General features: G+C 71.7%; 18 protein-coding genes. 10 read left to right on the forward strand and 8 right to left on the reverse strand.

What is annotated here, in order from left to right; translation table 11 throughout:
* Positions 1-31: 31 nt before the first annotated feature.
* Positions 32-1513, reverse strand: a complete 1482-nt coding sequence (locus I3V78_RS05685) for a PAS domain-containing sensor histidine kinase (RefSeq protein ID WP_204485293.1) — start codon at positions 1511-1513, stop codon at positions 32-34.
* 137 nt (positions 1514-1650) lie between these two features.
* Between I3V78_RS05685 and I3V78_RS05690 the strand changes: the two genes are divergently transcribed.
* Positions 1651-2046 carry a response regulator gene (locus tag I3V78_RS05690; protein ID WP_204485294.1) on the forward strand — a complete coding sequence of 132 codons (396 nt, stop codon included), beginning with the start codon at positions 1651-1653 and terminating at the stop codon, positions 2044-2046.
* 215 nt (positions 2047-2261) lie between these two features.
* Positions 2262-2627, forward strand: a complete 366-nt coding sequence (locus I3V78_RS05695; protein ID WP_204485295.1) for a response regulator — start codon at positions 2262-2264, stop codon at positions 2625-2627.
* A 4-nt stretch (positions 2628-2631) separates the two neighbouring features.
* Here I3V78_RS05695 and I3V78_RS05700 read toward each other — a convergent pair whose 3' ends face one another.
* Positions 2632-3450, reverse strand: coding sequence for a helix-turn-helix domain-containing protein (locus I3V78_RS05700; RefSeq protein ID WP_204485296.1), 819 nt, complete (start codon positions 3448-3450; stop codon positions 2632-2634).
* A 58-nt stretch (positions 3451-3508) separates the two neighbouring features.
* The gene (locus I3V78_RS05705; protein WP_204485297.1) at positions 3509-5686 is read right to left on the reverse strand and encodes a cation:proton antiporter domain-containing protein; all 2178 of its coding nucleotides are present in this window, start codon (positions 5684-5686) and stop codon (positions 3509-3511) included.
* 190 nt (positions 5687-5876) lie between these two features.
* Between I3V78_RS05705 and I3V78_RS05710 the strand changes: the two genes are divergently transcribed.
* Positions 5877-7451: a phytoene desaturase family protein gene (locus tag I3V78_RS05710; protein WP_204485298.1), complete on the forward strand. Its 1575-nt coding sequence runs from the start codon at positions 5877-5879 to the stop codon at positions 7449-7451.
* Here I3V78_RS05710 and I3V78_RS05715 read toward each other — a convergent pair.
* Positions 7397-7876, reverse strand: a complete 480-nt coding sequence (locus tag I3V78_RS05715; RefSeq protein ID WP_204485299.1) for a hypothetical protein — start codon at positions 7874-7876, stop codon at positions 7397-7399. The two genes, I3V78_RS05710 and I3V78_RS05715, sit on opposite strands and share 55 nt — an antisense overlap.
* Positions 7877-8080: 204 nt before the next feature.
* Between I3V78_RS05715 and I3V78_RS05720 the strand changes: the two genes are divergently transcribed.
* Entirely contained in the window at positions 8081-9451 is a 1371-nt protein-coding gene (locus tag I3V78_RS05720; protein ID WP_204485300.1) for an RIO1 family regulatory kinase/ATPase domain-containing protein, read from the forward strand.
* Between the two features lies 1 nt (position 9452).
* Here I3V78_RS05720 and I3V78_RS05725 read toward each other — a convergent pair whose 3' ends face one another.
* Positions 9453-9620 carry a hypothetical protein gene (locus I3V78_RS05725; protein WP_204485301.1) on the reverse strand — a complete coding sequence of 56 codons (168 nt, stop codon included), beginning with the start codon at positions 9618-9620 and terminating at the stop codon, positions 9453-9455.
* A gap of 222 nt (positions 9621-9842) precedes the next feature.
* Between I3V78_RS05725 and I3V78_RS05730 the strand changes: the two genes are divergently transcribed.
* Positions 9843-10085: a hypothetical protein gene (locus I3V78_RS05730; protein ID WP_204485302.1), complete on the forward strand. Its 243-nt coding sequence runs from the start codon at positions 9843-9845 to the stop codon at positions 10083-10085.
* A 144-nt stretch (positions 10086-10229) separates the two neighbouring features.
* Positions 10230-14327 (forward strand): hypothetical protein, encoded by a 4098-nt coding sequence (locus I3V78_RS05735; protein WP_204485303.1) that lies wholly within the window; start codon positions 10230-10232, stop codon positions 14325-14327.
* A gap of 50 nt (positions 14328-14377) precedes the next feature.
* Here the strand turns inward: I3V78_RS05735 and I3V78_RS05740 are convergent, their stop codons facing one another.
* Positions 14378-14893, reverse strand: coding sequence for a hypothetical protein (locus I3V78_RS05740; RefSeq protein ID WP_204485304.1), 516 nt, complete (start codon positions 14891-14893; stop codon positions 14378-14380).
* Between the two features lie 111 nt (positions 14894-15004).
* On the opposite strand from I3V78_RS05740, the gene I3V78_RS05745 reads away from it, so the two are divergent.
* Positions 15005-16861, forward strand: a complete 1857-nt coding sequence (locus I3V78_RS05745) for an ATP-binding cassette domain-containing protein (protein WP_204485305.1) — start codon at positions 15005-15007, stop codon at positions 16859-16861.
* Positions 16862-16865: 4 nt separating this feature from the next.
* On the opposite strand, the gene I3V78_RS05750 is transcribed toward I3V78_RS05745, so the two are convergent.
* Positions 16866-17906 (reverse strand): hypothetical protein, encoded by a 1041-nt coding sequence (locus tag I3V78_RS05750; protein WP_204485306.1) that lies wholly within the window; start codon positions 17904-17906, stop codon positions 16866-16868.
* A gap of 171 nt (positions 17907-18077) precedes the next feature.
* On the opposite strand from I3V78_RS05750, the gene I3V78_RS05755 reads away from it, so the two are divergent.
* Positions 18078-18566, forward strand: a complete 489-nt coding sequence (locus tag I3V78_RS05755; protein WP_204485307.1) for an NUDIX hydrolase — start codon at positions 18078-18080, stop codon at positions 18564-18566.
* 26 nt (positions 18567-18592) lie between these two features.
* Complete coding sequence (locus I3V78_RS05760; RefSeq protein ID WP_204485308.1) at positions 18593-20431, forward strand: OPT/YSL family transporter; 1839 nt, start codon at positions 18593-18595, stop codon at positions 20429-20431.
* Positions 20432-20503: 72 nt separating this feature from the next.
* Here I3V78_RS05760 and I3V78_RS05765 read toward each other — a convergent pair whose 3' ends face one another.
* Entirely contained in the window at positions 20504-21109 is a 606-nt protein-coding gene (locus I3V78_RS05765; protein WP_204485309.1) for a 2,3-bisphosphoglycerate-dependent phosphoglycerate mutase, read from the reverse strand.
* A 198-nt stretch (positions 21110-21307) separates the two neighbouring features.
* Here I3V78_RS05765 and I3V78_RS05770 point away from each other — a divergent pair, with 198 nt between their 5' ends.
* Entirely contained in the window at positions 21308-23476 is a 2169-nt protein-coding gene (locus I3V78_RS05770; protein WP_204485310.1) for a WD40/YVTN/BNR-like repeat-containing protein, read from the forward strand.
* Positions 23477-23541 lie beyond the last annotated feature (65 nt).

Here is a 23541-nt window from a genome sequence, read left to right on the forward strand (position 1 = left end):
CGGCATCCTATGCACCCCCACGGGCGCCTGCCTACCGCGACGCGTCGCCCGGGCGCGCGGGCGGGGGGGCGCGCGGCAGCTTCACGGTGATGCGGGTGCCTTCCCCCTGGGCGGAGCGCACCGTGACGCTTCCCCCATGGGCCTGGACGAGGTGTTGAACGATGTACAATCCGAGCCCCACGCTGCGGTGGACGGTGTCCATGCCGGCGCTCCCGCGCTGCATGGGCTCGAAGAGCCGGTCCTGGACGTGGGGGGGGATGGGGTCGCCCTGGTTGTGGACCTCCAGGGTCACCTCGGGGCCCGTGTCGTCCAGGGCGAGGGTGATGGGGGTGGACGCGGGGCTGTAGCGCACGGCGTTGGACAGCAGGTTGCTGAGCACCTGGAAGAGCCGGTCGGGGTCCCACTGTCCGTGCGGATGGCCCCGCACGCGCAGCTCGAAGCGCCGCTCCGGGGCGCCCGCGCGCGCTTCCTCCAGGGCCTGGCGCACCAGGACCTCCAGGTCCATGGGCCGGGGATCGAGGGGGATGCCGGTGCCCAGGCGCGCCTGGGTGAAGTCGAGCAGGTCGCGCACCAGGCGGATGCAGCGCGAGACGCCCGTCTCGATGCGGCCCACCACCTCGCGCACCCGGGGCTCGAGCTCCATGCGGCGCAGCAGCTGGGTGGTGCCCAGGTGGATGATGCCCAGGGGGGCGCGCAGGTCGTGGGACACGATGCCGATGAGCTTCTGCTCGAAGTCCGCGCGCAGGCGCGCCTGCTCCTCCAGGCGCTTGTTCTCGGTGATGTCGCGCGCGGCCGCGTAGATGAGGCCCTGGGCGGGCAGGGGGCTGGTGGCCCAGGCGAGCCACCGGTAGCCGCCGTCCTTGCAGCGGTAGCGGTTCTCGAAGCGCAGCGTGGACTCGCCCCGCGTCAGCCGCCCGAGCTCGCCGTGCGTGGCGGCGCGGTCCTCGGCGTGGACGAACTCGAAGAAGGGCTGGCCGAGCAGCTCCTCCTCGCTCCAGCCGAGCGTGCGCATGAAGGCGGCGTTGACGCGCCGGAAGTAGCCATCCATCCCCGCCACGCAGAACATGTCCGGGGCCAGGCGGAAGAAGCGCTCGCGCTCCTCGTTGGAGGCGTCCTCCGTGGTGTCCATCACCATGCCGATGAGGCCGGTGGGCTGCCCCTGCGCGTCCGTGATCACCGCGCCCCGGTCCCTGAGCCAGCGCACCTGCCCGTCCCGGCGGATGACGCGGTAGTCCACGACATACCGGCCCTTGGGGATGGCCTGGTGCATCGTGGCGCGCACGAACTCCCGGTCCGAGGGGTGCAGCTCCTCGAGCAGGTCCACCCCGCGCGCCGTCTGTTCGCCCGTGGACACCCCCAGCAGGCCCATCAGGGTGGCGTCCCGGGTGACCGTGCCGCTGGCCAGGTCCCATCGCCAGGTGCCAATGCTCAACGCCTCCACGAGGCGCCATTGGTTCTGCCGCCACTCCGAGACCTCCGGAGGACCGGTGGGTGTGCCGCTGGGTGGATTCATGCCGTGGTGCTGTATGCCCCCGGGGAGAGAATAAGGATGGGCGCGGCGTCCCGCTCGGGCGCGGCGGGAGTGTCCACCGGCCGACAGCCTTGCTTGCGCCCCGGAGGACACATCCTAGTTTTGCCCCTGGTTCCGCCATGCCCGTCACCTCGCCCTCCCTGCTCGTCGTGGACAAAGATCCGGATGTCCGGTTGGCCCTGCGCATGTCGTTGGAGTTCGTGGGCTACCGGGTGGTGACCGCGGAGGACGCGCGGGAGGCCCTGGCGCGCCTGGACGAGCCGGGTCGGCCCGCGCTGGCGCTGCTGGATTCGTGCCGGGAGGCGAGCGAGGGCGAGGAGCTGCGGCGGCGGCTGCGGGCCGCGGGCGTGCCGCTGGTGCTGCTCACCTCGCGGGTGCCGGGCGAGACGTCGGGCATCCGGGCCGTGCTGCCCAAGCCCTTCAACCTGGAGGAGCTCTACGCCACCGTGGCCGCCCATGGCCCGGCCCGGGCGCTCACCCGGCCCCCGGAGGATCACGCCTCGCTCGCCGCCTGAGTTTGTCCGGAGTGCTTGTCCAGGGTCCGTCCGGAGTGGGGCTGAAGCCATACAGCTGGTTCAAGGAGCTTGGACAGACACTGGACGGGAACCGCGGACACGGCAATTGTCCGGGGGGAGTGCGAGTCTTTCGCGTGTGCAACCCATTGCACGCGGGGAGCGTGTCCCTAGGTTGACTCGGACACGGGTGAACCAACGAAAGAGGTGCCGGCCCTATGCACCCATGTCCCAGTCCCATCCTCGTGGTGGAGCAGCACCCGGACGTGCGCACCGTCATCCACGCGGCCCTGGAGCACGAAGGCTACCTGTCGGTCCCGGCGCCCAGCACCCAGAAGGCGCTGCGCGCCCTGGAGTGGATGGAGCGGCCGGGCCTCATCCTCTTGGACGAGCTCCTGGCGGACGGGGAGCTGGAGCACTTCATCCTGCACGTGCGCACGCACCAGTCCCTGCGCCGGGTGCCCATCGTGCTCTTGTCCGTGGGGGGCCCGGCGTCGCGGGTGTTGGGCGTGCAGGCCATCTTGCGCAAGCCCTTCCAGCTCGACGCGCTCATCGACGTCGTCGAGGCGCAGTGCCTGCACTAGGACTTCAGCGCGAGGCCTCGAGCTGCGCGAGCCGCGCCTGCACCTCGCTGGCCTGCTCGACGTCGCCCAGCCGCTCGGCGAGGCCGTGGCTGGCCAGCCGCGCCACGTGCGCGAGCCGGGCGAGCCAGGTGGGGCCCCGCTCCCCGCCCACGAGCACCACCAACAGGCGCAAGGGGATGTCGTCCGGGGTCTCCGCCGCCAGGGGCCGCGCGAGCGTCACCAGGGCGGCCAGGGGCGGGGTGTTCTCCACGTGGGCGTGAGGCACCGCCACGCCGTTGCCCACGGCGTTGGAGGACTCGGCCTCGCGCCGCCGCAGCTCCGCCACGAGCCGCGACGCGCTCACCTCGGGCAGGGCCGCCGCGAGCCGTCCGGCCGCCACGTCCAGGGCATCCTCGAGCGCCCCGCACGTCATGCGCAGCACCATGCGATCCGGTGAGAGCACCGGCGAGAGCGCCGGCACGGGCGTGTCCGGCCAGGGCGCGCGCGCGGGGAACTCGGTGTCGAGCCAGACGCGCACCCGCGTGAGCTGGGCCGCGGTGAGCCGCCGGCGCGCCAGCTCCAAGAGGAGCGCGCCCGCGGCGGGCTCCTCCTCCAGGTAGTGGGCCACGAAGGGGCTGAGCCGGTGCGCCACGTCCATGAGCAGCGGGGCGGGCACGTCCAGCTCGCGCGCGATGGCGGCGAGCCGCTCGGGCGTGGGCGCGGCGTCCACGCCGTTCTCCACCCGGCTGAGGTAGGCGCTGGACACGCCGATGCGGCGCGCCAGGTCCCTCAGGCTCAGGCCCGCGTCCACACGCAGCAGTCGAAGGGTGGCTCCCAGGTGCATGGGCGGTGGTGGGGGACGGCGGGGTGGGACGGCGCGGAGGAAAGGCGTTCAGGGGGCTTCAGGACGGGGTGCCGCTGGCCTGGCGCAAGGCGGGCGAGGCCCCCGCGGACTCGTCCGCGGGCACCACGGCCTCCTCGGGCCGGGGCTGGCGCACGACGAGCAGGGACAGCTTGGAGTCGCGCACGATGCGCTCGCGGTGCAGCCCGAAGAGGTGGCCCTCGAGGCCCCACTCGGCGCCCACGCCCACCACCACCAGCTCGTAGCCGCCCGTGGCCGCCTCGGCGAGCACGGCGTCCTCGGGCGAGGCATGCGCCACGACCTTGAAGTGCACGCCGCCGGAGGACTCGGGGAAGAGCTCCTGCACGAGCGTGAGCGAGGTGGGCCGGCCGTGGGGCAGCGCGGGCGACGTCACGTGCAGCACCGTCACCTCCACGCCGGCGCACGAGCGCAGCCGCCGCGCGAGCCCCAGCGCCGCCCGGTCATGCCGGCTGCCGTTGAAGGGCACGAGCACCCGGCGCACCGCGCGCAGGCCCCGGTCCACCAGCACCGCCACGTCCGCGCTCGCCTCGCGCATCACCTCGTGCACGGTGCCGCCGAGCACCGTCTGGCCGAAGAGCGGCTTGTGCCAGCCGAGCACGATGAGGTCCGCCTTCTTGGCCTCGGCGGTGCGGCAGATGTCGAGCGCGGGCTCGGCGGACATGAAGGACAGGGGCCGCACCTCCAGGCCCGTCTTGCGCGCCTGCTCCACGATGGGCGCCATGGGGCCGGGCTCGTCCGCGCGCGGCTGGCCCCGGGACTCGGGCGTGTTGCGCAGCAGGAAGGAGGCGCGCTCGGAGGGCGGGATGAGGTGCAGGGCGTAGAGCTCCGAGGGGTACTGGGCCCCCCCGGTGAGCGCCTGGCCGAGCGTCACCATGCCCGGGCCCGTCTGCCCGTGGGACACGCAGAACAGCAGCCGGAAGGGCGCGGGGGCGTCGGGCGTGAGCGGCACCGGCACGGCGCGCTCCAGGGCCAGCTCCTCGGGCGGGTAGATGACGCGCAGGAGCGGCGTGGTGAGGAACGTGGTGACGAGCGCCATCACCACCATCATGGTGAAGAGCGTGGGCGAGATGACGCCCAGGTCCAGGCCCAGGTTGAGCACGATGAGCTCCATGAGCCCGCGCGTGTTCATCAGCACGCCGATGGCGCCCGCCTCGCGCCAGCTCGAGCCGGTGTAGCGCGCCGCCAGGGCGCTGCCGCCGAACTTGCCCAGGCACGCCAGCAGGATGATGAGCCCGCACATGGCCCAGTTCTCCGGCGTGTTGAGCAGGCCAATCTGGGTGCGCAGGCCGCTGAAGGCGAAGAACAGCGGCAAGAGCAGCACCACCGCCACGTCCTCCAGCTTCTCCGCCAGCGCCTCGGCCAGGCCGCCCTCCTTGGGGATGATGGCGCCAAAGAGGAACGAGCCGAACAGCGCGTGGATGCCGATCATCTCCGTGGCCAGCGCCGAGGCGAGCAGCATGAGCAGCGTGAGCGCCATGACGCCCTGATTGAGCCCCTCGCGGCTGGCCACGCGCGCGCCCAGCCGGGCGAGGAACGGGCGCACCCCCGCGAGCATGAAGGCGATGTAGCCCAGGGCGATGAGCGTGGTGAGCGCCGCCTGCATCGGGTGGGTGGCGCGCACGATGGACACCACGAACGCGAGCAGGCACCACGCCGTCACGTCGTCCACCGCCGCGCAGGTGATGGCGAGCGCCCCCACCTTGGAGTGCATCAGCCGCCGCTCGGTGAGGATGCGCGCGAGCACCGGGAACGCCGTGATGCTCATCGCCACGCCCATGAACAGCACGAACGAGGAGAAGGGCACCGACGCCTCGCTCAGCCGCGGGTAGAACCAGTAGGCGGCCCCCGCGCCCAGCGCGAACGGCGCCACGATGCTCGTGTGGCTGATGACCACCGACGCGTGCCCCCGGCCCCGCAGCAGCCGGGGATCCAGCTCCAGTCCGATGAGGAACATGAAGAGGATGAGGCCCACCTGGCTGATCATCTTGAGCACCGGCGTGGAACTCGCCGGGAAGAGCGTGTCCATCGCCTCCGGCCACAGCCAGCCGAGCAGCGACGGGCCCAGGAGGATGCCCGCGAGCACCTCCGCGATGACCAGCGGCTGGCCCATCCACCGCATGCCCCGCCCGAGCAGCCGGGACAGCCCGATGATGACGATGAACTGCACGAGCAGCAGACCGACCGCACTGAGCGTCATGCCGTGATGCATCAAGAAGCCTCCGGGCAGGTGCGTTAAGTAACCGCTTATCAGCCGGGGCTTCGGCGCGTCAACCCGCCGCGGGGGTGGGGGGGACGGTGCCGGGCCGGTGTCAACTGGCGGGCGGGGAGGGGGCGGGGCCCGCACGTGACGCTGGAAAGGCCGGGCATTCCAGGCAAGGTGCGGCCTCATGGTACGTCACGTCATCGTCGTGGGCGCGGGACCCGGAGGCTTGTCGGCGGCCATCAACCTGGCGGGGTTGGGGTTGAAGGTCACGGTGGTGGAGAAGGACGCGCGGCCCGGTGGGCGCATGAAGGGGCTCACCCTGGGTGCGTCCGGCGAGTACGCCGTGGACACCGGGCCCTCCATCCTCCAGTTGCCCGGGGTGCTCGAGAGCATCTTCACGCGCGCGGGCAAGCGCATCGCGGACTACGTGAAGCTCCAGCCCTTGGACACCAACACCCGGGTGCACTTCTGGGACGGCACCCACCTGGACACCACGCGGGACGTGGCGCGCATGGAGCGCGAGGTGGCGAAGTTCGGCCCCGACAAGGTGCCCGCCCTGCGCCGCTGGCTCGCCGAGGGCCGGGAGAAGTACCCGCTCGCGTACGCGAAGTTCATGGCCACCCAGGCGGACGGCTTCGGCTACTACGCGCCCTGGCGGCTCTTTCCCACGCTGCGCTTCAAGCCCTGGCAGACGCTCTACTCGCACCTGGATGGCTTCTTCCACGACGACCGCATCACCTACGCGCTCGCCTACCCCTCCAAGTACCTGGGCCTGCACCCCACCAATTGCTCCTCGGTGTTCGGCGTCATCCCCTACCTGGAGCTGGCCTTCGGCGTGTGGCACGTGGAGGGGGGCTTCCGCGCGCTCGCCCAGGGCATGATGAAGTGCGCCGAGGATCTGGGCGCCACCTTCCGCCTCAACGCCCCGGTGGAGCAGGTGCTGGTGGACTGTGGCCGGGCGGTGGGCGTGCGGCTGGCGGGCGGCGAGCGCCTGGAGGCCGACGCGGTGGTCATCAACGCGGACCTGCCCTACGCGGCCCAGAACCTGGTGCCCGCCGAGGCCCGCGAGGGCACGCGGCTCACGGACGCGGCGCTCGGGCGCGCGAAGTATTCGTGCAGCACCTTCATGGCCTACTACGGCGTGGACAAGGTCTGGGACGAGCTGCCCCACCACCTCATCTACCTGTCGGGCAGCGCGCGGCGCACGGACGCCGCGGCGCTCGAGGACCGCGCCATGGACCTGGAGGATCCGCCCTTCTACGTCTGCAACCCGTGCGTGACGGACCCGAGCGGCGCGCCCCAGGGCCACTCCACGCTGTATGTCCTGGTGCCCTCGCCCAACACGTCGCAGGACGTGGACTGGGCCGCCACCGAGCGCGCCCTGCGCGAGCGCATCCCCACCATGCTGGAGAAGGTGGGCCTCAAGGGCGTGCGCGAGCACATCCGCGCCGAGCGCTACTTCACGGCGGAGACGTGGCGGGACGACTTCAACGTCTTCCGGGGCGCGGTGTTCAACCTGGCCCACACCTGGATGCAGCTCGGCCCCCTGCGGCCCCACGTGAAGAGCCCCAGCACGGAGGGGCTGTACTGGGTGGGCGGGGGCACGCACCCGGGCAGCGGCCTGCTCACCATCATGGAGAGCGCCAACATCGCCGCGGACTACCTGTCGCGCGAGGCCGGCAAGGGGCCCCTGCCGCTCTGGCCCTACGTGCCCGCCGTCGAGGAGTCGCCCTCCGAGCCCCAGGCCCGCGTGGGCTGAGCGCCCCGCACCCGGAGCGCCGCCTCCCACTGGCCCACCGCCTCGAGCCGGAGCGCCGCCCAGGCGAGCGCCGGCTCCCAGCGGGCCACCACCACGTGGGGCTGGGTGGGCGGCTTGAGGTGGAACACCACGCTCACGCACAGCCGCTGGAAGGGCGAGGTCACGATGAACGCCGTGCCGAGCAGCCGCTCGCGCAGCAGGCGGTCGTTCTCCTGGCACCAGGCCGCGGCCATGTGGCGGTGGCGCGCCGTCATGCCCGCCTGGCTCAGGTCGATGAGGGACGTGAAGGCCTCGCCCCGTCCGAGGTAGCCCGTCATCCGGTCGAGGTAGTCCCGGTACTCCGCGTCCGTGGGGGTGCCCCGCGGACGCACGATCAGCAGCGGCCAGAGCGCGTCATCGAAGTGGAACGACCGGGGGCGGGTCACGGGGGCGGCTCATGGTGACGGATTTGCCCCACCCAATCCACGCTCTTGGACGGGCGGACAGGGGGCCAAGGTGCGAAGGGGGCGCAGCCCCGACCACATCCAGGACCCCTCCTGGGGCAAGCAGGCAAGACGCCCCGTGCAGGTGTGGGCTGAGACTCCCGGAGAGGCGTGCTAGAACGGGGGAACCTTCGAACACGAAAACGCATGAACGAAGCGCTCCAAGTCCTGCTGACCGACGGTGTGATTGAAGAAGTCGTGGGCCGCCTCAAGAGTGGCAAGGAGGCGGACGTGTACCTCGTGCGCCACGGCGGCGAGATCGTCGCGGCCAAGATCTACAAGGAACGCGAGCACCGCAACTTCCGCAACAACTCGGGCTACCGCGAGGGTCGCCAGGTGCGCAACAGCCGCACGGCGCGCGCCATCGCCAAGGGCAGTCGCTTTGGCGTCGCGGCGGCCGAGGATGCCTGGAAGACCGCCGAGGTGGAGGCGCTGTTCAAGCTCCACGCCGCGGGCGTGTGCGTGCCCCGCCCGGTGATGTTCTACGAGGGCGTGCTCCTCATGGAACTGGTGCTGGACCTGGAGGGCCACCCGGCGCCGCGCCTCGAGGAGGCGCAGCTCACGGCGGAGGAGGCCTCGGCGCTCTACTTCGACCTGCGCAACCAGGCCATCCGGATGCTCTGCTGTGACCTCATCCACGGCGACCTGTCCGCGTTCAACATCCTCCTGGGCAACCGGGGCGCCACCATCATCGATCTGCCCCAGGTGGTGGACGCGGCGGCCAACAGCCAGGCCGAGTTCTTCTTCAAGCGCGACGTGGAGAACCTGCGCCGCTACTTCGAGTCGGTGGACCCGGGCCTGAGCGCGCGCTCCGGAGACGCGTTCGAGATCTGGCGCGCCTACGTGCGGCGCGAGCTCACCCCGGACTTCGAGCCCACGGGCCGCTTCCAGGGCGAGGCCTCGCGCGAGCGCCGCTTCTCCGGGGGCCCGCGAGGCGGCGGCGACAACCGCGCCCCCCGTCCGCCCAACGGCAACCGCCCGCCCAACGGCAACCGTCCGCCCAACGGCAACCGCCCCCCGGGCGATCGTCCTCCCCGCCAGGACGGCGCGCCGTCCCAGGGTCCGGGCGGTCGTCCCTGGCGCAACGAGGCTCGCGGCGACGCTCGTGGTGAGACTCGGGGCGAGCCTCGCGGCGACGTCCGGGGTGCGCCTCGGGGCGAGCCTCGTGGCGACGTCCGCGGTGCGCCTCGGGGCGAGGCCCGTGCCGCGCCTCCCTCCGCCCCGCCGCCGCCCCAGGCGCCGCGCGAGCCCCAGGGGCCGCCGCGCGAGCCCCGGCCAGGAGGACCTCGGGGTTTCAGGGAGCAACGTCCTCCCCGGGGCGATCGTCCGCCGCCGCGTGGGGGCCGGGACGCTCCGCGCCAGGGGGCAGAACCCGGACCGAGGTCCGCGGAGGCCTCGGGCGGCCAGGGCCCTCGGGGACGTCCGCCCCAGGAGCGCCGGGGCCCGGGGGGCCCTCGCGGTCCTCAGGTGTCCTACGTGCAGAAGGGCGCGTCGGGCACGCCCGAGGACGAGTCCTGACTCAGGAGTAGCGCGCGGGTTTGGTCGGCTGGCACGCCACCTCGAGAAAGGTGGTCGTGCGGCCCCGGGCCAACACCCACAGGCAGCGCAGGACGCAGGATGCTCCGAACTCCCGGTAGATGAGACCGAGGTTCTCCATCACCTCACGCCCAGTAATCACACCACGCATGGCACACTCCTTCAGTGTGCCGCTTGCTTCTGCAAGCGCTTTGCCGGGCCACGTCCCTCCCTCGCGGCGGGTGCTGTTGTGCCCTGGACGCCCCAAGTCCGCTGTCCCCCATTGGCCCGTGGACGTACTTCTGCCCCAAGGTGGGAGCGGCGGCCTGGAACACTGAAGTTCCTACATGGGGCATGATGCCGCTGTCATTTTCCTTCTTCTCCGGAGTTCCCGATGCGTCGTGCCGCCGTCGTCCTCGCCCTCGCCTCCGCCTTCGTCCTGGGGGGCTTCGCCCAGCAGGCCCTCGCCGAGGATCCGCCGAAGCTGGGCCAGGCGCTGGTGCACCTGCGCTACGCGCTCGGCGCGCTCAACAAGGCGCCGGCGGACAAGGGCGGCCACCGCCAGAAGGCCATCGAGCTGACCGAGAAGGCCGTCGAGGAGATCAACAAGGCCATGGCCGCCGAGCCCAAGCGCTGAGCGGGCCCGGCCCGGACGGGCCTTGTGCGCCTGACGCGCAACTCCAGATCCTCAGATCCCGATAATCGGCATCACAAGCACCACCCCTTCCCCTAATTCGTGCCCCTTTCCCCCGGGGCGCCCGTTCCTTCCCGAGGTTGCACCATGGCGATCGACAAGACCGGTGGTTCCAAGCCCCAAATCCAGCGGCAGCCCGAGCCCAAGCCCGCGGCGCCCCCGGCCCCCCCCCGGAACACGGCGACGGGCACTCCGGCCACGACCCGGAACGCGGCGACGGGCACCCCGGCCACGCCGGCGCGTCCCCAGACCGCCCGTCCCCCCTCGGACGGCTTCGATCGGGGCACGGCGCCCTCGTCCGCGCAGCGCAACCAGCAGCAGGCCAAGCTGGGCTCCACCACCGCGGCCACCCAGACCCAGGCGCCCACGGCCGACCAGAACCGCAACGTGCTGGACAAGCTGGGCCTGACGACCGAGGACGTGCGCAAGGCGGGCTCCGAGGCGCTGCCCCACCTGCAGCGCGCGGCCGAGTCCGTCGTCCAGGGCCGTCCCGAGGAGGCGATCGGTCACCTGCGCAGCGCGGCGTTCGCCTCGCCCGAGGTGGCCCAGAAGGCCATCAAGGGGCTCGCCCAGAACCTGCCCGAGGGCACCGCCAAGACGCTGCTGACCAATGACGCGGTGGTCAAGCAGCTCGTCACCAACAGCGATCTGCACGCCTCGGTGGGCAAGCTGCTGCAGAACCCGGCCGACACCACGGCCCTGCGCGAGCTCGTCTCCAACGACTCGGCGCGCGACGCGGTCCTGGGCGCGCTGGGCAACGATCCCACGGTGAAGGCGCAGCTGGACAAGGTGGGCCTGACGCCGCAGGACCTCGTGGAAGTGGGCGCCGCGGCGCCGCACGTGCTGGACGCCATCGAGAAGATCTCCGCCGGCGACGTGAAGGGCGGCCTCGAGTCCATCCAGGGCGCCATCGAGGCGGCGCCGGAGCTGGCGGGCAAGATCGGCGGGAAGCTCGTCGACGCGCTGCCCCAGGGCGTGAAGGACCAGATCGCCAAGCTGGGCATCACCGAGCAGCAGCTGCGCGACGCGGGCCCGGCCCTGCCGCACCTGTACGCGGCGGCGGACGCGGCCAGCAAGGGCAACTGGGGCGAGGCGTTCAACAGCCTCAAGGAAGCGGCCGTCACGGCCAAGGATCTGTCCACGCAGGCCCTCAAGGGCCTCGCGCAGCAGCTGCCCGCGGAGCTGGGCGCGGTCAAGACGCTGCTGACGGACGACGCCTTCCTCTCGCAGGTGGTGAGCAACGGCGACCTGCACGACCAGGTCGGCAAGCTCTTCAACCCCGAGACGCGCCTGGAAGGCCTGCGTGGCCTCCTGGACAACGCGCCGGTGCGCGACGCGGCGCTCAAGGCCATCGGCAACGACCCGGGCGTGAAGGCGCAGCTGGCCAATGTGGGCCTGACGCCGCAGGACCTGGTGGAGGCGGGCGCGGCGGCCCCCCGGCTGCTGGAGGCCTTCGAGAAGATCAAGGCCGGCGACGTGAAGGGCGGCCTGGAGTCCATCCAGACGGCGATCGAGGCGGCGCCGGAGCTGGCGGGCAAGATTGGCCAGAAGCTGCTGGACGCGGTGCCCCAGGGCGTGAAGGACCAGATCGCCAAGCTGGGCATCACCGAGCAGCAGCTGCGTGACGCGGGCCCGGCGCTGCCGCACCTGTTCCAGGCGGCGCAGTCGGCCAGCGAGGGCAAGTGGGGCGAGGCGTTCGACAGCCTGAAGGAAGCGGCCATCACGGCCAAGGACCTGTCCAAGCAGGCCCTGAAGGGTCTCGCGCAGCAGCTGCCCGCCGAGATGGGCGCGGTCAAGACGCTGCTGACGGACGACGCGTTCCTCTCGCAGGTGGTGAGCAACCGGGACCTGCATGACCAGGTCGGCAAGCTCTTCAACCCCGAGACCCGCATGGAGGGTCTGCGCGGCCTCCTGGACAACGCGCCGGTGCGCGACGCGGCGCTCAAGGCCATTGGCAACGACCCGGGCGTGAAGGCGCAGCTGGCCAATGTGGGCCTGACGCCGCAGGACCTGGTGGAGGCGGGCGCGGCGGCCCCCCGGCTGCTGGAGGCCTTCGAGAAGATCAAGGCCGGCGACGTGAAGGGCGGCCTGGAGTCCATCCAGACGGCGATCGAGGCGGCGCCGGAGCTGGCGGGCAAGATTGGCCAGAAGCTGCTGGACGCGGTGCCCCAGGGCGTGAAGGACCAGATCGCCAAGCTGGGCATCACCGAGCAGCAGCTGCGTGACGCGGGCCCGGCCTTGCCGCACCTGTTCCAGGCGGCGCAGTCGGCCAGCGAGGGCAAGTGGGGCGAGGCGTTCGACAGCCTGAAGGAAGCGGCCATCACGGCCAAGGACCTGTCCAAGCAGGCCCTCAAGGGTCTCGCGCAGCAGCTGCCCGCGGAGATGGGCGCGGTCAAGACGCTGCTGACGGACGACGCCTTCCTCTCGCAGGTGGTGAGCAACCGGGACCTGCATGACCAGGTCGGCAAGCTCTTCAACCCCGAGACCCGCATGGAGGGCCTGCGCGGCCTGCTCGGCAACGACGCGGCGCGCGACGCGGCGCTCAAGGCGGTGGGCAACGACCCGGGCGTCACCGAGCTGCTGGGCAAGGCGGGCCTGACGCCGCAGGATCTGGTGGAGGCGGGCGCCGCGGCGCCGCACCTGTTCGACTCGGTCCAGGCGTTCGCCAACGGTGACATCGACGCGGGCATCGCCGCGCTGGGCAAGGCGGCCGAGGCGGCGCCGCAGCTGCTCGACAAGATCGGCCAGAAGATCGTGGCCCAGCTGCCCGAGGGCCTGCGCAACAGCATCAGCGAGCTGGGCATCACCCCGTCGGATCTGCTCCAGGCGGGCAAGGCGCTGCCGGACCTGCTGCGCGCGGGCCAGGCGCTGGGCCAGGGCGACTTCCGCGTGGCGCTCTCCAGCCTCCGGGACGCCGCGGGCAAGATCCCCCCGGCCCTCATCGAGAAGGCCATCACCACCACGGCGGCCAAGCTGCCCGAGGTGGGTGACTCGGGCATGATCCGCTCGATGCTCACGGACCCCGCCTTCGTCCATGAGCTGGTGACGAACAAGGACGTGCACGCCTCGTTCACCAAGATGATGAACGGCGAGTTCATCCAGGGCGCCAAGGAGCTGCTCGGCAACGACAAGCTGCGCGAGGCCGCCGGCAACGCGCTGGCGAAGAACGCGGACTTCATGGAGAAGCTGCGTCCGTTCGGCATCCAGAGCGGCGCGGACATCGCGGCCCTGGGTGGCGCCGCCTTCGACGTGCTCCAGGCCGCGGGTCAGCTCGCCGAGGGCAAGCCGGGCGAGGCGCTGCACACCCTGGGCAAGGCGCTCGGCGACGTGCCGCCCGAGCTGCGCGGCCGCATGGTGGGCGCGCTGGCCGACAAGCTCGGCGTGCCGGACTGGGCGCGCGACACGCTCACCGCGGTGGCCAGCCTCCTGGGCAACGAGGACGTGGGCAAGGCGATGGGCGACGCGTTCGCCGCCCTCAAGCGCGGCGACGTGCCGGGCTTCCTCGCGGGCATCGCCACCACGGGCAAGGCCATCTGCGAGACGGCCCCCGAGGCGGCCAAGGCCTTCCTCAACTCGCTGGGCAAGATCCCCGGCAGCCTGGGCAAGCTCTTCCAGGACCGCGAGCTGAACGCGGCGGTGGTGGACTCGGGCGCGGCGACCAACCTGTTCGAGGCCGCCGAGAAGCTGGGCCGCGGTGACGTGGGCGGGGCCATGGCGGAGATCGCCGAGGCCGGTGGCGCGCTGCTCACCCAGGGCGAGCACTTCAAGGTCGCCGGTCAGGAGCTGCCCTTCGGCCAGCAGGGCATCGAGAACCTCTCGCGCATGTTCGGCCGGTTCGTCGACGCGCTGCCCGAGAAGCTCAAGACGAAGATCGCCGAGGAGTCCGCGAAGATGGCGGCCCGGGCGGGCCTCCAGTCGGTGCCCTTCATCGGCAACGTCGTCAGCGGCGTGAGCGCCGTCGGCAGCGCCAAGGACCTGTGGGACGCCATCCAGGCGGACCCCAAGGACGCGCTGGACATCGCGCTGGCGGCCGGTCAGCTCGGTCTGGACGTCGCGGGTGTGTTCCCGGGCCTCAACAGCATCACCGGTCCGCTCAAGGTGGTGCTCGGCACGGCCAAGGTCGTCAAGGGCGCCTCGGACCTCATCGGGGACATCACCGAGTTCCAGCGCAGCCTGGTGGCCTGATGCCCGCCTCCCGCCCCTCCGCCCGCGCGGCGGAGGGGACCGGGTGACGCTCAGCCAAGCTTCTTGATGAAGGCGGTGGCCAGCTCCGCCTTCTTCGCCACGGGCTCCTTGACGGGCAGCGTGAGCACGCGGTCGGCGGGCAGGGCCTTGAGCGCCTTGTTCTGCAACTGGGCGCTGTAGGTCTTCACGTAGTCGTCCACCTGCTTCTGGGTCAGCCCCTGGGCGAGCCCCTGCGCGCGCTGCTCCTCCAGGCCGGAGAAGTCGATGACGCAGCCGTTCACCGCGCCCTTGTCCAGGTACTGCAGCCAGTTGGTGCTGTAGAGGCCCACGCGCGTCTTGTCGCCGGCCACCTGCTCGAGCGCCTCCTTGTAGAAGGCCGCGGCCTTGGGGTTCTTGTCCGGCGAGGGGCCCTCGAGCAGCACCTTCTGGGCCTCCTTGTTCTTGGACATCACCTCGATGATGGCGTCGTTGTCCACGAAGTGGAGCTGGGTCGCGGCGCAGGCGGTGGCGATCCACGGGGCGGGCGTCGCGGGCTCGTTGTCGAAGACGATGACGAAGCGCTTCATCGGGAGGTCTCTCCAGGCAGGCAAGGGTTGGAGGGCATCATAGTCCCCCTGTCTGGCGAGAAGACAGACGAGCATGCGGCGAATGACGGGGGGCCGGGTTAGACAGGGTGCGTGTCCCCTCCGACCCCTCGCACGCCGCCCCCCTCGCTCAAGGCCCGGTTGAAGAACGCGGGCAGCCTCTTCCGGCAACTGCCGGGCACCTTCCGTCTGTTCTGGGAGGCCAGTCCCCGGCTCGCGGTGACGCTCGCGGTGCTCACGCTGGTGGCCGCGGTGTTCCCGGCGGCCATGGCCTGGGTGGGCAAGCTCATCGTGGACGGCGTCGTGGCCACGGCCAGCGGGGGCGGCGAGGCGGGGGTCTCGCGGGTGCTGCACCTGGTGGTGCTGGAGTTCGCGCTGATGGTGGGCTCCATCACCGTGGACCGCTCGCTGTCGCTCGTGCGCGAGCTGGGCCGGGCCAACCTGGGCAACCTGCTCAACGAGCGCATCCTGCACAAGGCGCTGGCGCTGGAGCTGCGGCACTTCGAGGACTCGGACACCTACGACAAGATGCAGAACGCCCGGCGCGAGGCGAACAGCCGCCCGCTGGCGCTGGTGATGGATGCCTTCTCCATCGTGCGCAACCTCGTGACGCTGTCCACGTACGCGGTGCTGCTCGTGCACCTGTCGCCCTGGAGCGTGGTGGTGCTGGTGGCCGCGAGCGTGCCCGCCTTCATCGCCGAGGCGCGCCTGGCCGAGGAGGGCTTCCGGCTCTACTCCTGGCGCGCGCCCGAGGGCCGCAAGCTCAACTACCTGGAGTGGATCCTCACGCGCGACAGCCACGTGAAGGAGGTGAAGGTCTTCGACCTGGGCGGGCTGGTGCTCGGGCGCTACCGCACGCTCTTCCAGAAGTTCTTCCAGGAGGACCGGGCCCTGGCGATGCGGCGCATGGGGTGGGGCCTGGGCCTGGGGCTCGTCTCGCTCGCGGCGTTCTACGGCTGCTATGCCTTCGTGGCGGGGCGCGCGGCGCGCGGCGCCATCACGGTGGGCGACATGGTGCTCTACCTGGGCGTGTTCCGGCAGGGCCAGGCGGCCTTCCAGGGCATCCTCTCCAGCGTGGGCAGCATGTACGAGGGCGCGCTCTTCATGAGCAACCTCTTCGCCTACTTCGACATCCCCACGGGCCAGGAGGCCTCGCGCGCGCGTCCGGCGCTCACGGTGCCCCGGGGCCGGCACAACGCCATCGAGCTGCGCGACGTGTCCTTCCGCTACCCGGGCAAGGACGCGTGGGCGCTGCGCCACCTGAACCTGCGGCTGGAGCCCGGGGAGAAGCTGGCGCTGGTGGGCGAGAACGGCGCGGGCAAGAGCACGCTCGTGAAGCTGCTCTTGCGGCTGTACGAGCCCACCGAGGGCGACATCTTCTACGGCGGCGTGAACCTCAAGGACATGGAGCCGGCGGACCTGCGCTCGCGCTTTGGCGCCGTGTTCCAGGACTTCGTGCGCTACCAGTTCAACGTGGCGGAGAACATCGGCCTGGGGCACGTGGGGGCCCTGGAGGACCGGCCGCGCATCGTGCGCGCGGCGGAGCAGGGCGGCGCGAGCCACGTCATCGAGGCCCTGCCCCAGCGCTACGACACCATGCTGGGCGGCTGGTTCGAGAAGGGCCTGGAGCTGAGCGGAGGCCAGTGGCAGAAGCTGGGCGTGGCCCGGGCCTTCATGCGCGAGGACGCGGAGGTGCTCATCCTGGACGAGCCCACGGCGAGCATCGACGCCGAGTCCGAGCACGCCCTCTTCGAGCGCTTCCAGGAGCTGGCGGCCGATCGCATCGCGCTCGTCATCTCCCACCGCTTCTCCACGGTGCGCATGGCGGACCGCATCGCCGTGCTGCACGACGGGCAGGTGGAGGAGCTGGGCAGCCACGCGGAGCTCATGGCGCGTGGCGGCCGCTACGCGCACCTGTTCAACCTCCAGGCGCGTGGCTACCGGGACTGAGGCCCTACACCGCCAGGCGCGGGGCGGACGGGGGCTCGGCCGCTTCCGCGCGCGCGGGCGCCGCCACGCGGTGCTGGCCGATCATCATGTCCACGTAGGTGGGGAAGAACGTCACCACCCGGCGCAGCTCGCGCGCGGTGGCCGCGTCCTCGATACCCCCGAGCGCCCCCTCCAGCCGCTGCTCGACGAAGCCGGCGATGCGGCACGCCTCGGTCAGGGACGCGCGCATCGTCCAGCCCAGGTTCTTCGCGTGGCGGAGGATGAGGTTGCGCCGGTCGACGCGCGCCTCCACGGCCGCCTCGTCCGGCAGCTCCTGGAAGGCCTTCCACACCTCGAGCACGTCGTCCTCCAGGCGCGCGAGCTGCTCGCCCTGGCCGAGCACCTGCCGGTAGGCGAGGATCTCCTCCAGCGGGCGGCCCTGCAGCAGCCAGAGCACCTCCAGGCCGGACAGGCCCATGGCGGGGTACTCGGGGGCGAGCGCCACCAGGGTGTCGCGCGCGCGGGCCTCCAGGTTCATGTCCTCCACCACCGCGGTGATGAGGGCGCCGAGCGTGTCGCGGAAGAAGCGCCGCCGCTCGGGCGTGTCCAGCAGGGCCTCGGTGTCGCGCACGAGCCGATCCAGGTTCTGCAGGATGCGCAGCGCCTTGAGCCGCTGGCCCAGGGTGAGCCCGCGGCAGGCGAGCACCTGGCGCCACAGCGTGCGCCGGGGGACCGAGCCCTCCACGCACGCCCGCACGAACGCGTGCACCTGGCTCGCCCGCTCGAAGTCCGGCAGCGCGTCCACGAGCGTGTCCAGCTGGAGGCACGCGAAGAGCACGTAGCGTCCGGACTGGAGGCGCACGGGGCCGGGCGCCACGCGCTCCAGGCCGGTGTGCAGCGCCGCGCCCGCCTTCAGGCTGCGCTTGAGTCCCATCACCAGGGGCGCGAGCGGATCCGCCGCGAGTGTTTCCTTCAGATAATTCAGCACCAGGAGGATCGGCCAGGGCGCGGGGGCGCCCGGCGCGTCGGGGAGAGGGGGCTCGCTCTCCGGAAACACGGGGGTCATACGGGCGAAGCCTAGTGGCTCCCTCTCGGTGGAACCAGGGCCCTGGCCCTCGGCGGCGACGATCGGTCGGTTCCAGAAGGGAAACCACACACACCCTTTTCACGATGCGTATGTCTTTCCCTACTCACGGACTCCTTGGCCGGGGGGCGAGGGAGCATTAAGAGCCGCCGCATGCGCTACACGCCCATCATCGGCACGCTTGGTTACGTGATGTCCCCGGACGGCACGAAGGTGCTGCTCATCCACCGCAACGCGCGTCCGGACGACGCGCACCTGGGCAAGTACAACGGGCTCGGGGGCAAGATGCAGCCGGACGAGGACGTCGTCGCGTGCATGCGCCGGGAGATTCGCGAGGAGGCGGGCATCGAGTGCACGCACCTCACGCTGCGCGGCACCATCAGCTGGCCGGGCTTCGGTCCCAAGGGTGAGGACTGGCTGGGCTTCGTCTTCCGCATCGACGGCTTCACGGGCACGCCGCTCGAGCGCAACCCCGAGGGCGAGCTGTCGTGGGTGCCGGTGAAGGACATCATGGACCTGCCGCTCTGGGACGGGGACCGGCACTTCCTGCCGCTCGTGTTCGACGGGGACGCGCGCGCCTTTCACGGCGTCATGCCCTACGAGGGCGGGCGGGCGGTGAGCTGGTCGTTCACGCGCATCTAGGGGGAGTGCGCTAGCGTGCGCCCCCCATGGCTCGTCCCGTCTTTCCGCCGTTGAAGGTGCCGCCGCCGCCCCGCGCGGGCGTGCGGTTTGAGTGGCTGCCCACCCCGGGCACGTGGAAGTTCCACCTGCTCTTGAGTCTGGTGGCCATCTTCGTGCTCGGGCCGCTCGGGGGCATCGCCGCCTCGTACATGAACTTCAGCCTGGGTTTCTTCGTGGGCGGGCAGGTGCTGGCGGGCATTCTCGGCAGCGCCGTCACCTACGGCTACGGACCCGAGGGCAAGCACGGCGCCAACTACATGCAGACCATGGCCGCCTCGGTGGCCTCCATGTGCGCCATGTCCGTGCTCATCCAGGCCATGGTGTGGCTGGGCATGCCCCAGCCGCCCGCCTGGCACCTGATGCTCTTCGTGGGGTGCGTGGGCATGTTCGGCGTGGGCGTGGGCATGCTCTACACGCCGCTGCTCGTGGACCGGCTGCAGCTGGACTATCCGTCCGGCTACGCGGTGGCCAACATCCTCCGGGCGCTCACCGACCCCCGTCTGCTCAAGGCCTCCATCGCCAAGCTGGGCGGCGGCGCGGCGGCGGGCGGCGTGGTGGCGGCGCTCACCGAGCACGTGGCGCGGCTCGCGGCCACGGGCGTGAGCGCGTCCTCGGTGGGCGCGGGCATGGTGGTGGGCAGCCGCATCACCGTGCCGGCCATCGTGGGCGGCCTCGCGGGCGCGGCGATGACGCCCACCCTGCGCGCCTGGGGCTGGCTCGGTCCGGACGAGCCCTTCCGCAAGGTGGGCTTCCTGGTGGGTCTGGCGATGATCCTCGGCGCGGCGGTGGTGGACCTGTCGCTGCTCGCCGTGCAGGCGGCGGCGCGCGTGCGCGACCGGGCGAAGCTGCCGCCGGACAACGAGCCCGCGTGGAAGAAGGTGAGCCTGCCCAAGCTCTTCGCCTGGGTCGTCTTCTGGGGCCTGGCCGTGGTGGGCGTGGCCACCCAGGTGCTGCACCAGCCGCTGGGCTTCATCCTGCTGGGCATGGGGCTCTCCCTGCTCTTCGTGCTCATCAACGGCATCGCCTATGGCATCACCGACCAGAACCCCATCTCCAGCGCCTTCGTCGTGTCGGTGATGATCATGTCGCTGCTGGGGCTCGACAACCCGCTGGTGGGCCTGATGGCCGCGAGCATCCTGCTCATCAGCACCTCGGTGGGCTGTGACATGCAGCAGGACCGCTCCACCGGCTGGCGCCTGGGCACGGACCGCACCCTCCAGTTCCGCTACCAGGTGGTGGGCATCGTCATGGGCGCGGTGCTGTGCGTGGGCCTGGCGCGCGTCTTCATGAGCGCCTACCCGGTGCTGGCCATCAACCAGCTGGACGACCCCAAGGCGCCCGTGGGCCAGTGGGGCTCGGCGATGACATACAAGTTCGTGGGTGCCATCCGCAGCCTGGGCTCGCTGTCGGACCACACGGTCCAGGCGCTCCTGTTCGGCCTCGTGCTCGGCTTCACCATCGAGGTGGCGCGCAAGCTGCTCAAGCGCCACGCGGGCTACGTGCGCTTCGTGAATGGCTCGCGCGCGGGCTTCGCGGTGGGCTGGACCCTGGACGCGGTGGTGCTCGCGAGCCCCTACGCCTCGTCCTTCGGCGGCTTCGTGAACCTGTCGCTGTCCCTCTGGTTCGGCGTGGGCGGCATCCTGTCCTCGCTGTGGAACACCTGGTCGGGACGGGGCGCGCCCCAGGCGGCGGGCACTCCGGGCGAGGGCGAGACGCTGCCCGAGGACATGAGCACGATGTCGCTCGTGGGCGGCGGCCTCATCGCGGGCGAGTCCCTGTACTTCCTCGTGGTGGGACTGCTCGGGCTGCTCGCGCTGATGGGCTGAGCGGCCGCGGGGCGGGCCTCGCAGGCGTCTTCCCCCCACGCGGGAGGGAAGACGCCGGGCCGCGGGCACCCGCTAGCCGTGGGTGCGCTTGCTGAGGACCTCGAGGTCCTTGGACATCTCGTAGACGAGCGGCACGCCGGTGGCGAGCTCCAGGTTGAGCACCTGCTCCCCGGTGAGCTTGTCCAGCTTCATCACCAGCGAGCGGTTGGAGTTGCCGTGGGCCACCACGAGCACGTTCTTGCCCTGGCGCAGGTCGCCGCTGATGGCGCGCTCGTAGAAGGGCAGCACGCGCTTGGCGGTGAGCTCCAGGGACTCGCCGTTGGGCGGCGGCACGTCATAGGAGCGGCGCCAGATGTGCACCTGCTTCTCGCCGAACTCCTTGGCCGCGTCCGCCTTGTTCAGGCCCTGCAGGTCACCGTAGTGCCGCTCGTTGAGCGCGGCGTCCCGGATGACGGGGATGCGCTGCCCGGTGGCCTCCAGGATGATGGCGAGCGTCTCCTGCGCGCGCGTGAGCGCCGAGGTGTACGCCACGTCGAACTTCACGCCTTGGAAGTGCTCGGCCGCCTTGCGGGCCTCGGCGCGACCCTGCTCGGTCAGGGGCACGTCCACGAAGCCGGTGAAGCGGTTCTCTTGGTTCCACAGGGACTGTCCATGTCGGACGAGGGCGAGGATGGGCATGCCCGCCCCGTACTTCAAACCGGACCGGGCGTAAACCCCCGTGCACACCCGCCCCCGGGACGGACACCGCCGTCGTGCGCCAACGAAGACAGGGCGCGTCCAACCATGCGCCTTCCGCGGGTCGACGCCTGTCGTTGGCACGCGCGGGGGCCGTCCCCAGATTCGCGCGGAATCATTGGGTGGGGGGGAGGCGGTTCGATGGGTCGGGGGTCGTGGGGTCGGGTGGCGTGGGTCGTGGTGTGTGGAGTGTGGGCCCTGGGGTGCGGAAAAGCAGGAGCCCCGGAGTTCGAGCCGGAGCTCGAGGTGCCCGTCCAGGAAGTTCCGGCGTCCCCTCCGGCGGGGCCGGACAAGGGAACGGAGAGCCAGCCGCGCCCGGAGACGCCGGTGGAGAGCTTCCGGCCCACCTTCCTGCAGCCGCTCGGGGGCTCGCGCACGGTGTCCCGGCGGACGACGTACCGCTTCCGGGTGCCGGTGGCGCGCGCGGGCTCGCGGCTGCGCTTCGTGTTCCGCGCGGGCAACGGGCCCTTGCAGGTGCACGAGGCCAGCGTGGCGCGGGCGGAGACGCGGGGCGCGCTGGCCTCCGAACCCCTGTCCTTGACCTTCGCGGGCCTGGCGGGCGCGCGGGTCGCGGCGGGGGAGTCGCTGCGCAGTGATCCCCTGCTGCTGCCCGTGGAGTTCCGCGAGGAGCTGGCGGTGTCCTTCGAAGTGGAGGGCGCGGTGGCCATGGGGGAGCGGGCGCTGTTTCCCCACGGCGTCATGGCCGAGGGAAGCTTCTCGCGGGTGCGCAAGGGCTTCGGCACGCCTGGCACGGCGCTGGTGGGGCTGAGCGCCATCGAGGTGGAAGCGGAGCCGGGGCGGTGCGTGGCGGTGGTGGGCGGAGGCACGCGCGCGGGCAGCGCCACGGGGGACATCCGCGAGACGTGGCCCGCGGTGGCCGAGCGGCAACTGGGCGTGCCCGTGCTGGACCTGGGGGCCGTGGAGGGCACCGAGCTCGCGGGGCGCCTGGCGGCCTTGCGCGCCTGTGGCCAGGTGACGTGTGTGGTGCTGCCCGAGGCGGAGGCGGTGGATGGGGCCTCGGTGGCGTCGCTGCAGGGCACGCTGGGCCGCGCGCTCGTGGCGCTGCTGCCGGTGTGCGGGAGCGTCTACGCCGGCACGCTGCCGGCGTCCTCGCGCTGGAGGGGGCCGCGGAGCCAGGTGAACGCGTGGCTGCGCACGCAGGTGCCCGCGGAGCGGCTGATCGACCTGGACGGCGTGAAGGACACGGAGGGGCCGGGCGGCGCGGTCCAGGTGGGCCACGCGGTGGCGTCCCGGCTCTCCGAGGCGCGGCCGCCCGTGCCGCCCTCGGGCTTCACGCTCCGGGAGACCTACCGGGACCGGGCCCATGAAATCCTCGCGGTGGACCCGGCGGGCACGGTCTACGCGGTGGAGGACGGGCAGGGCAGCTCCAAGCTCTACGCGAGCACCGACAACGCGCGCACCTGGACGCGGCGGGGCGTGCACCCGGGCAGCTACGGCTTCTTCAAGATGACGACCCTGGCCAACGGCACGCTCCTGGCGAACGTCACCTCGCCGGAGGGCTACGCGCTCTCGCGCTCCACGGACCATGGCGCGACGTGGAAGGTGGTGCTGCCGCTCGGCCGCTTCAAGATGCTCCAGCCGCACAACATCCGCGAACTGCACGGCACGGTCTTCTTCCTGGAGTACCAGACGTTCACGGAGGAGTCGCCCATCAACCTGTGGGTGAGCCAGGACAGTGGCGCGACGTGGCGCGTGCGCCATGTCTTCGAGGGCCGCCGGCACGGTCACGGCTTGGTGGCGGATCCGGCGCAGGGCGTGCTGTGGGCGATGATGGGGGACCTCAAGGGCGGGCTGCTGCGCTCGGAGGACGAGGGCATGACGTGGCACGCGGTGCTGGAGGGCCCGCCGGGCGTGGCGGTGGACGCGGTGGTGACGCCCCGGGGGCTGCTCTTCGGCACGGACAACCTCTACGCGCCGCCCCTGCCCGCGGTGCAGCGGGTGGGCGGGGATGACGCCATGGTGCGCCTGGATGCCCTGCCCGGGCCGAGCTACTCCATCGTCGAGGTGCCCGGAGGCGGGTATGTGATTGGCACCACGCGGGAGACCGGCGGGGACGTCTACGCGCCGGGGGATGTCAGCGCGCACGTGCTCTACAGCCTGGATGGCGAGACCTGGACGGAGTTCCGGGCCTTCCCCCGGGAGACCGACACGGACTACGCGCGCGCGGACACGTACTGGAAGCTGCGCTCGGGGGAGATCATCCTCGAGCTGAGCAACACCCGGGAACTGGGCTCGCGCCGGGGCTTCCTGCTGCTCAAGGCCGTGCGCGAGGACATGCGGCCGCGCTGACGCCCGCCAGGCGGCCGGCCTCGTCCGGAGGCGGCGTCACGAACCGGACGAGCCGCCTTCCTCCG

The sequence above is a fragment of the Archangium primigenium genome (assembly GCF_016904885.1).
GTDB lineage: Bacteria > Myxococcota > Myxococcia > Myxococcales > Myxococcaceae > Cystobacter > Cystobacter primigenius.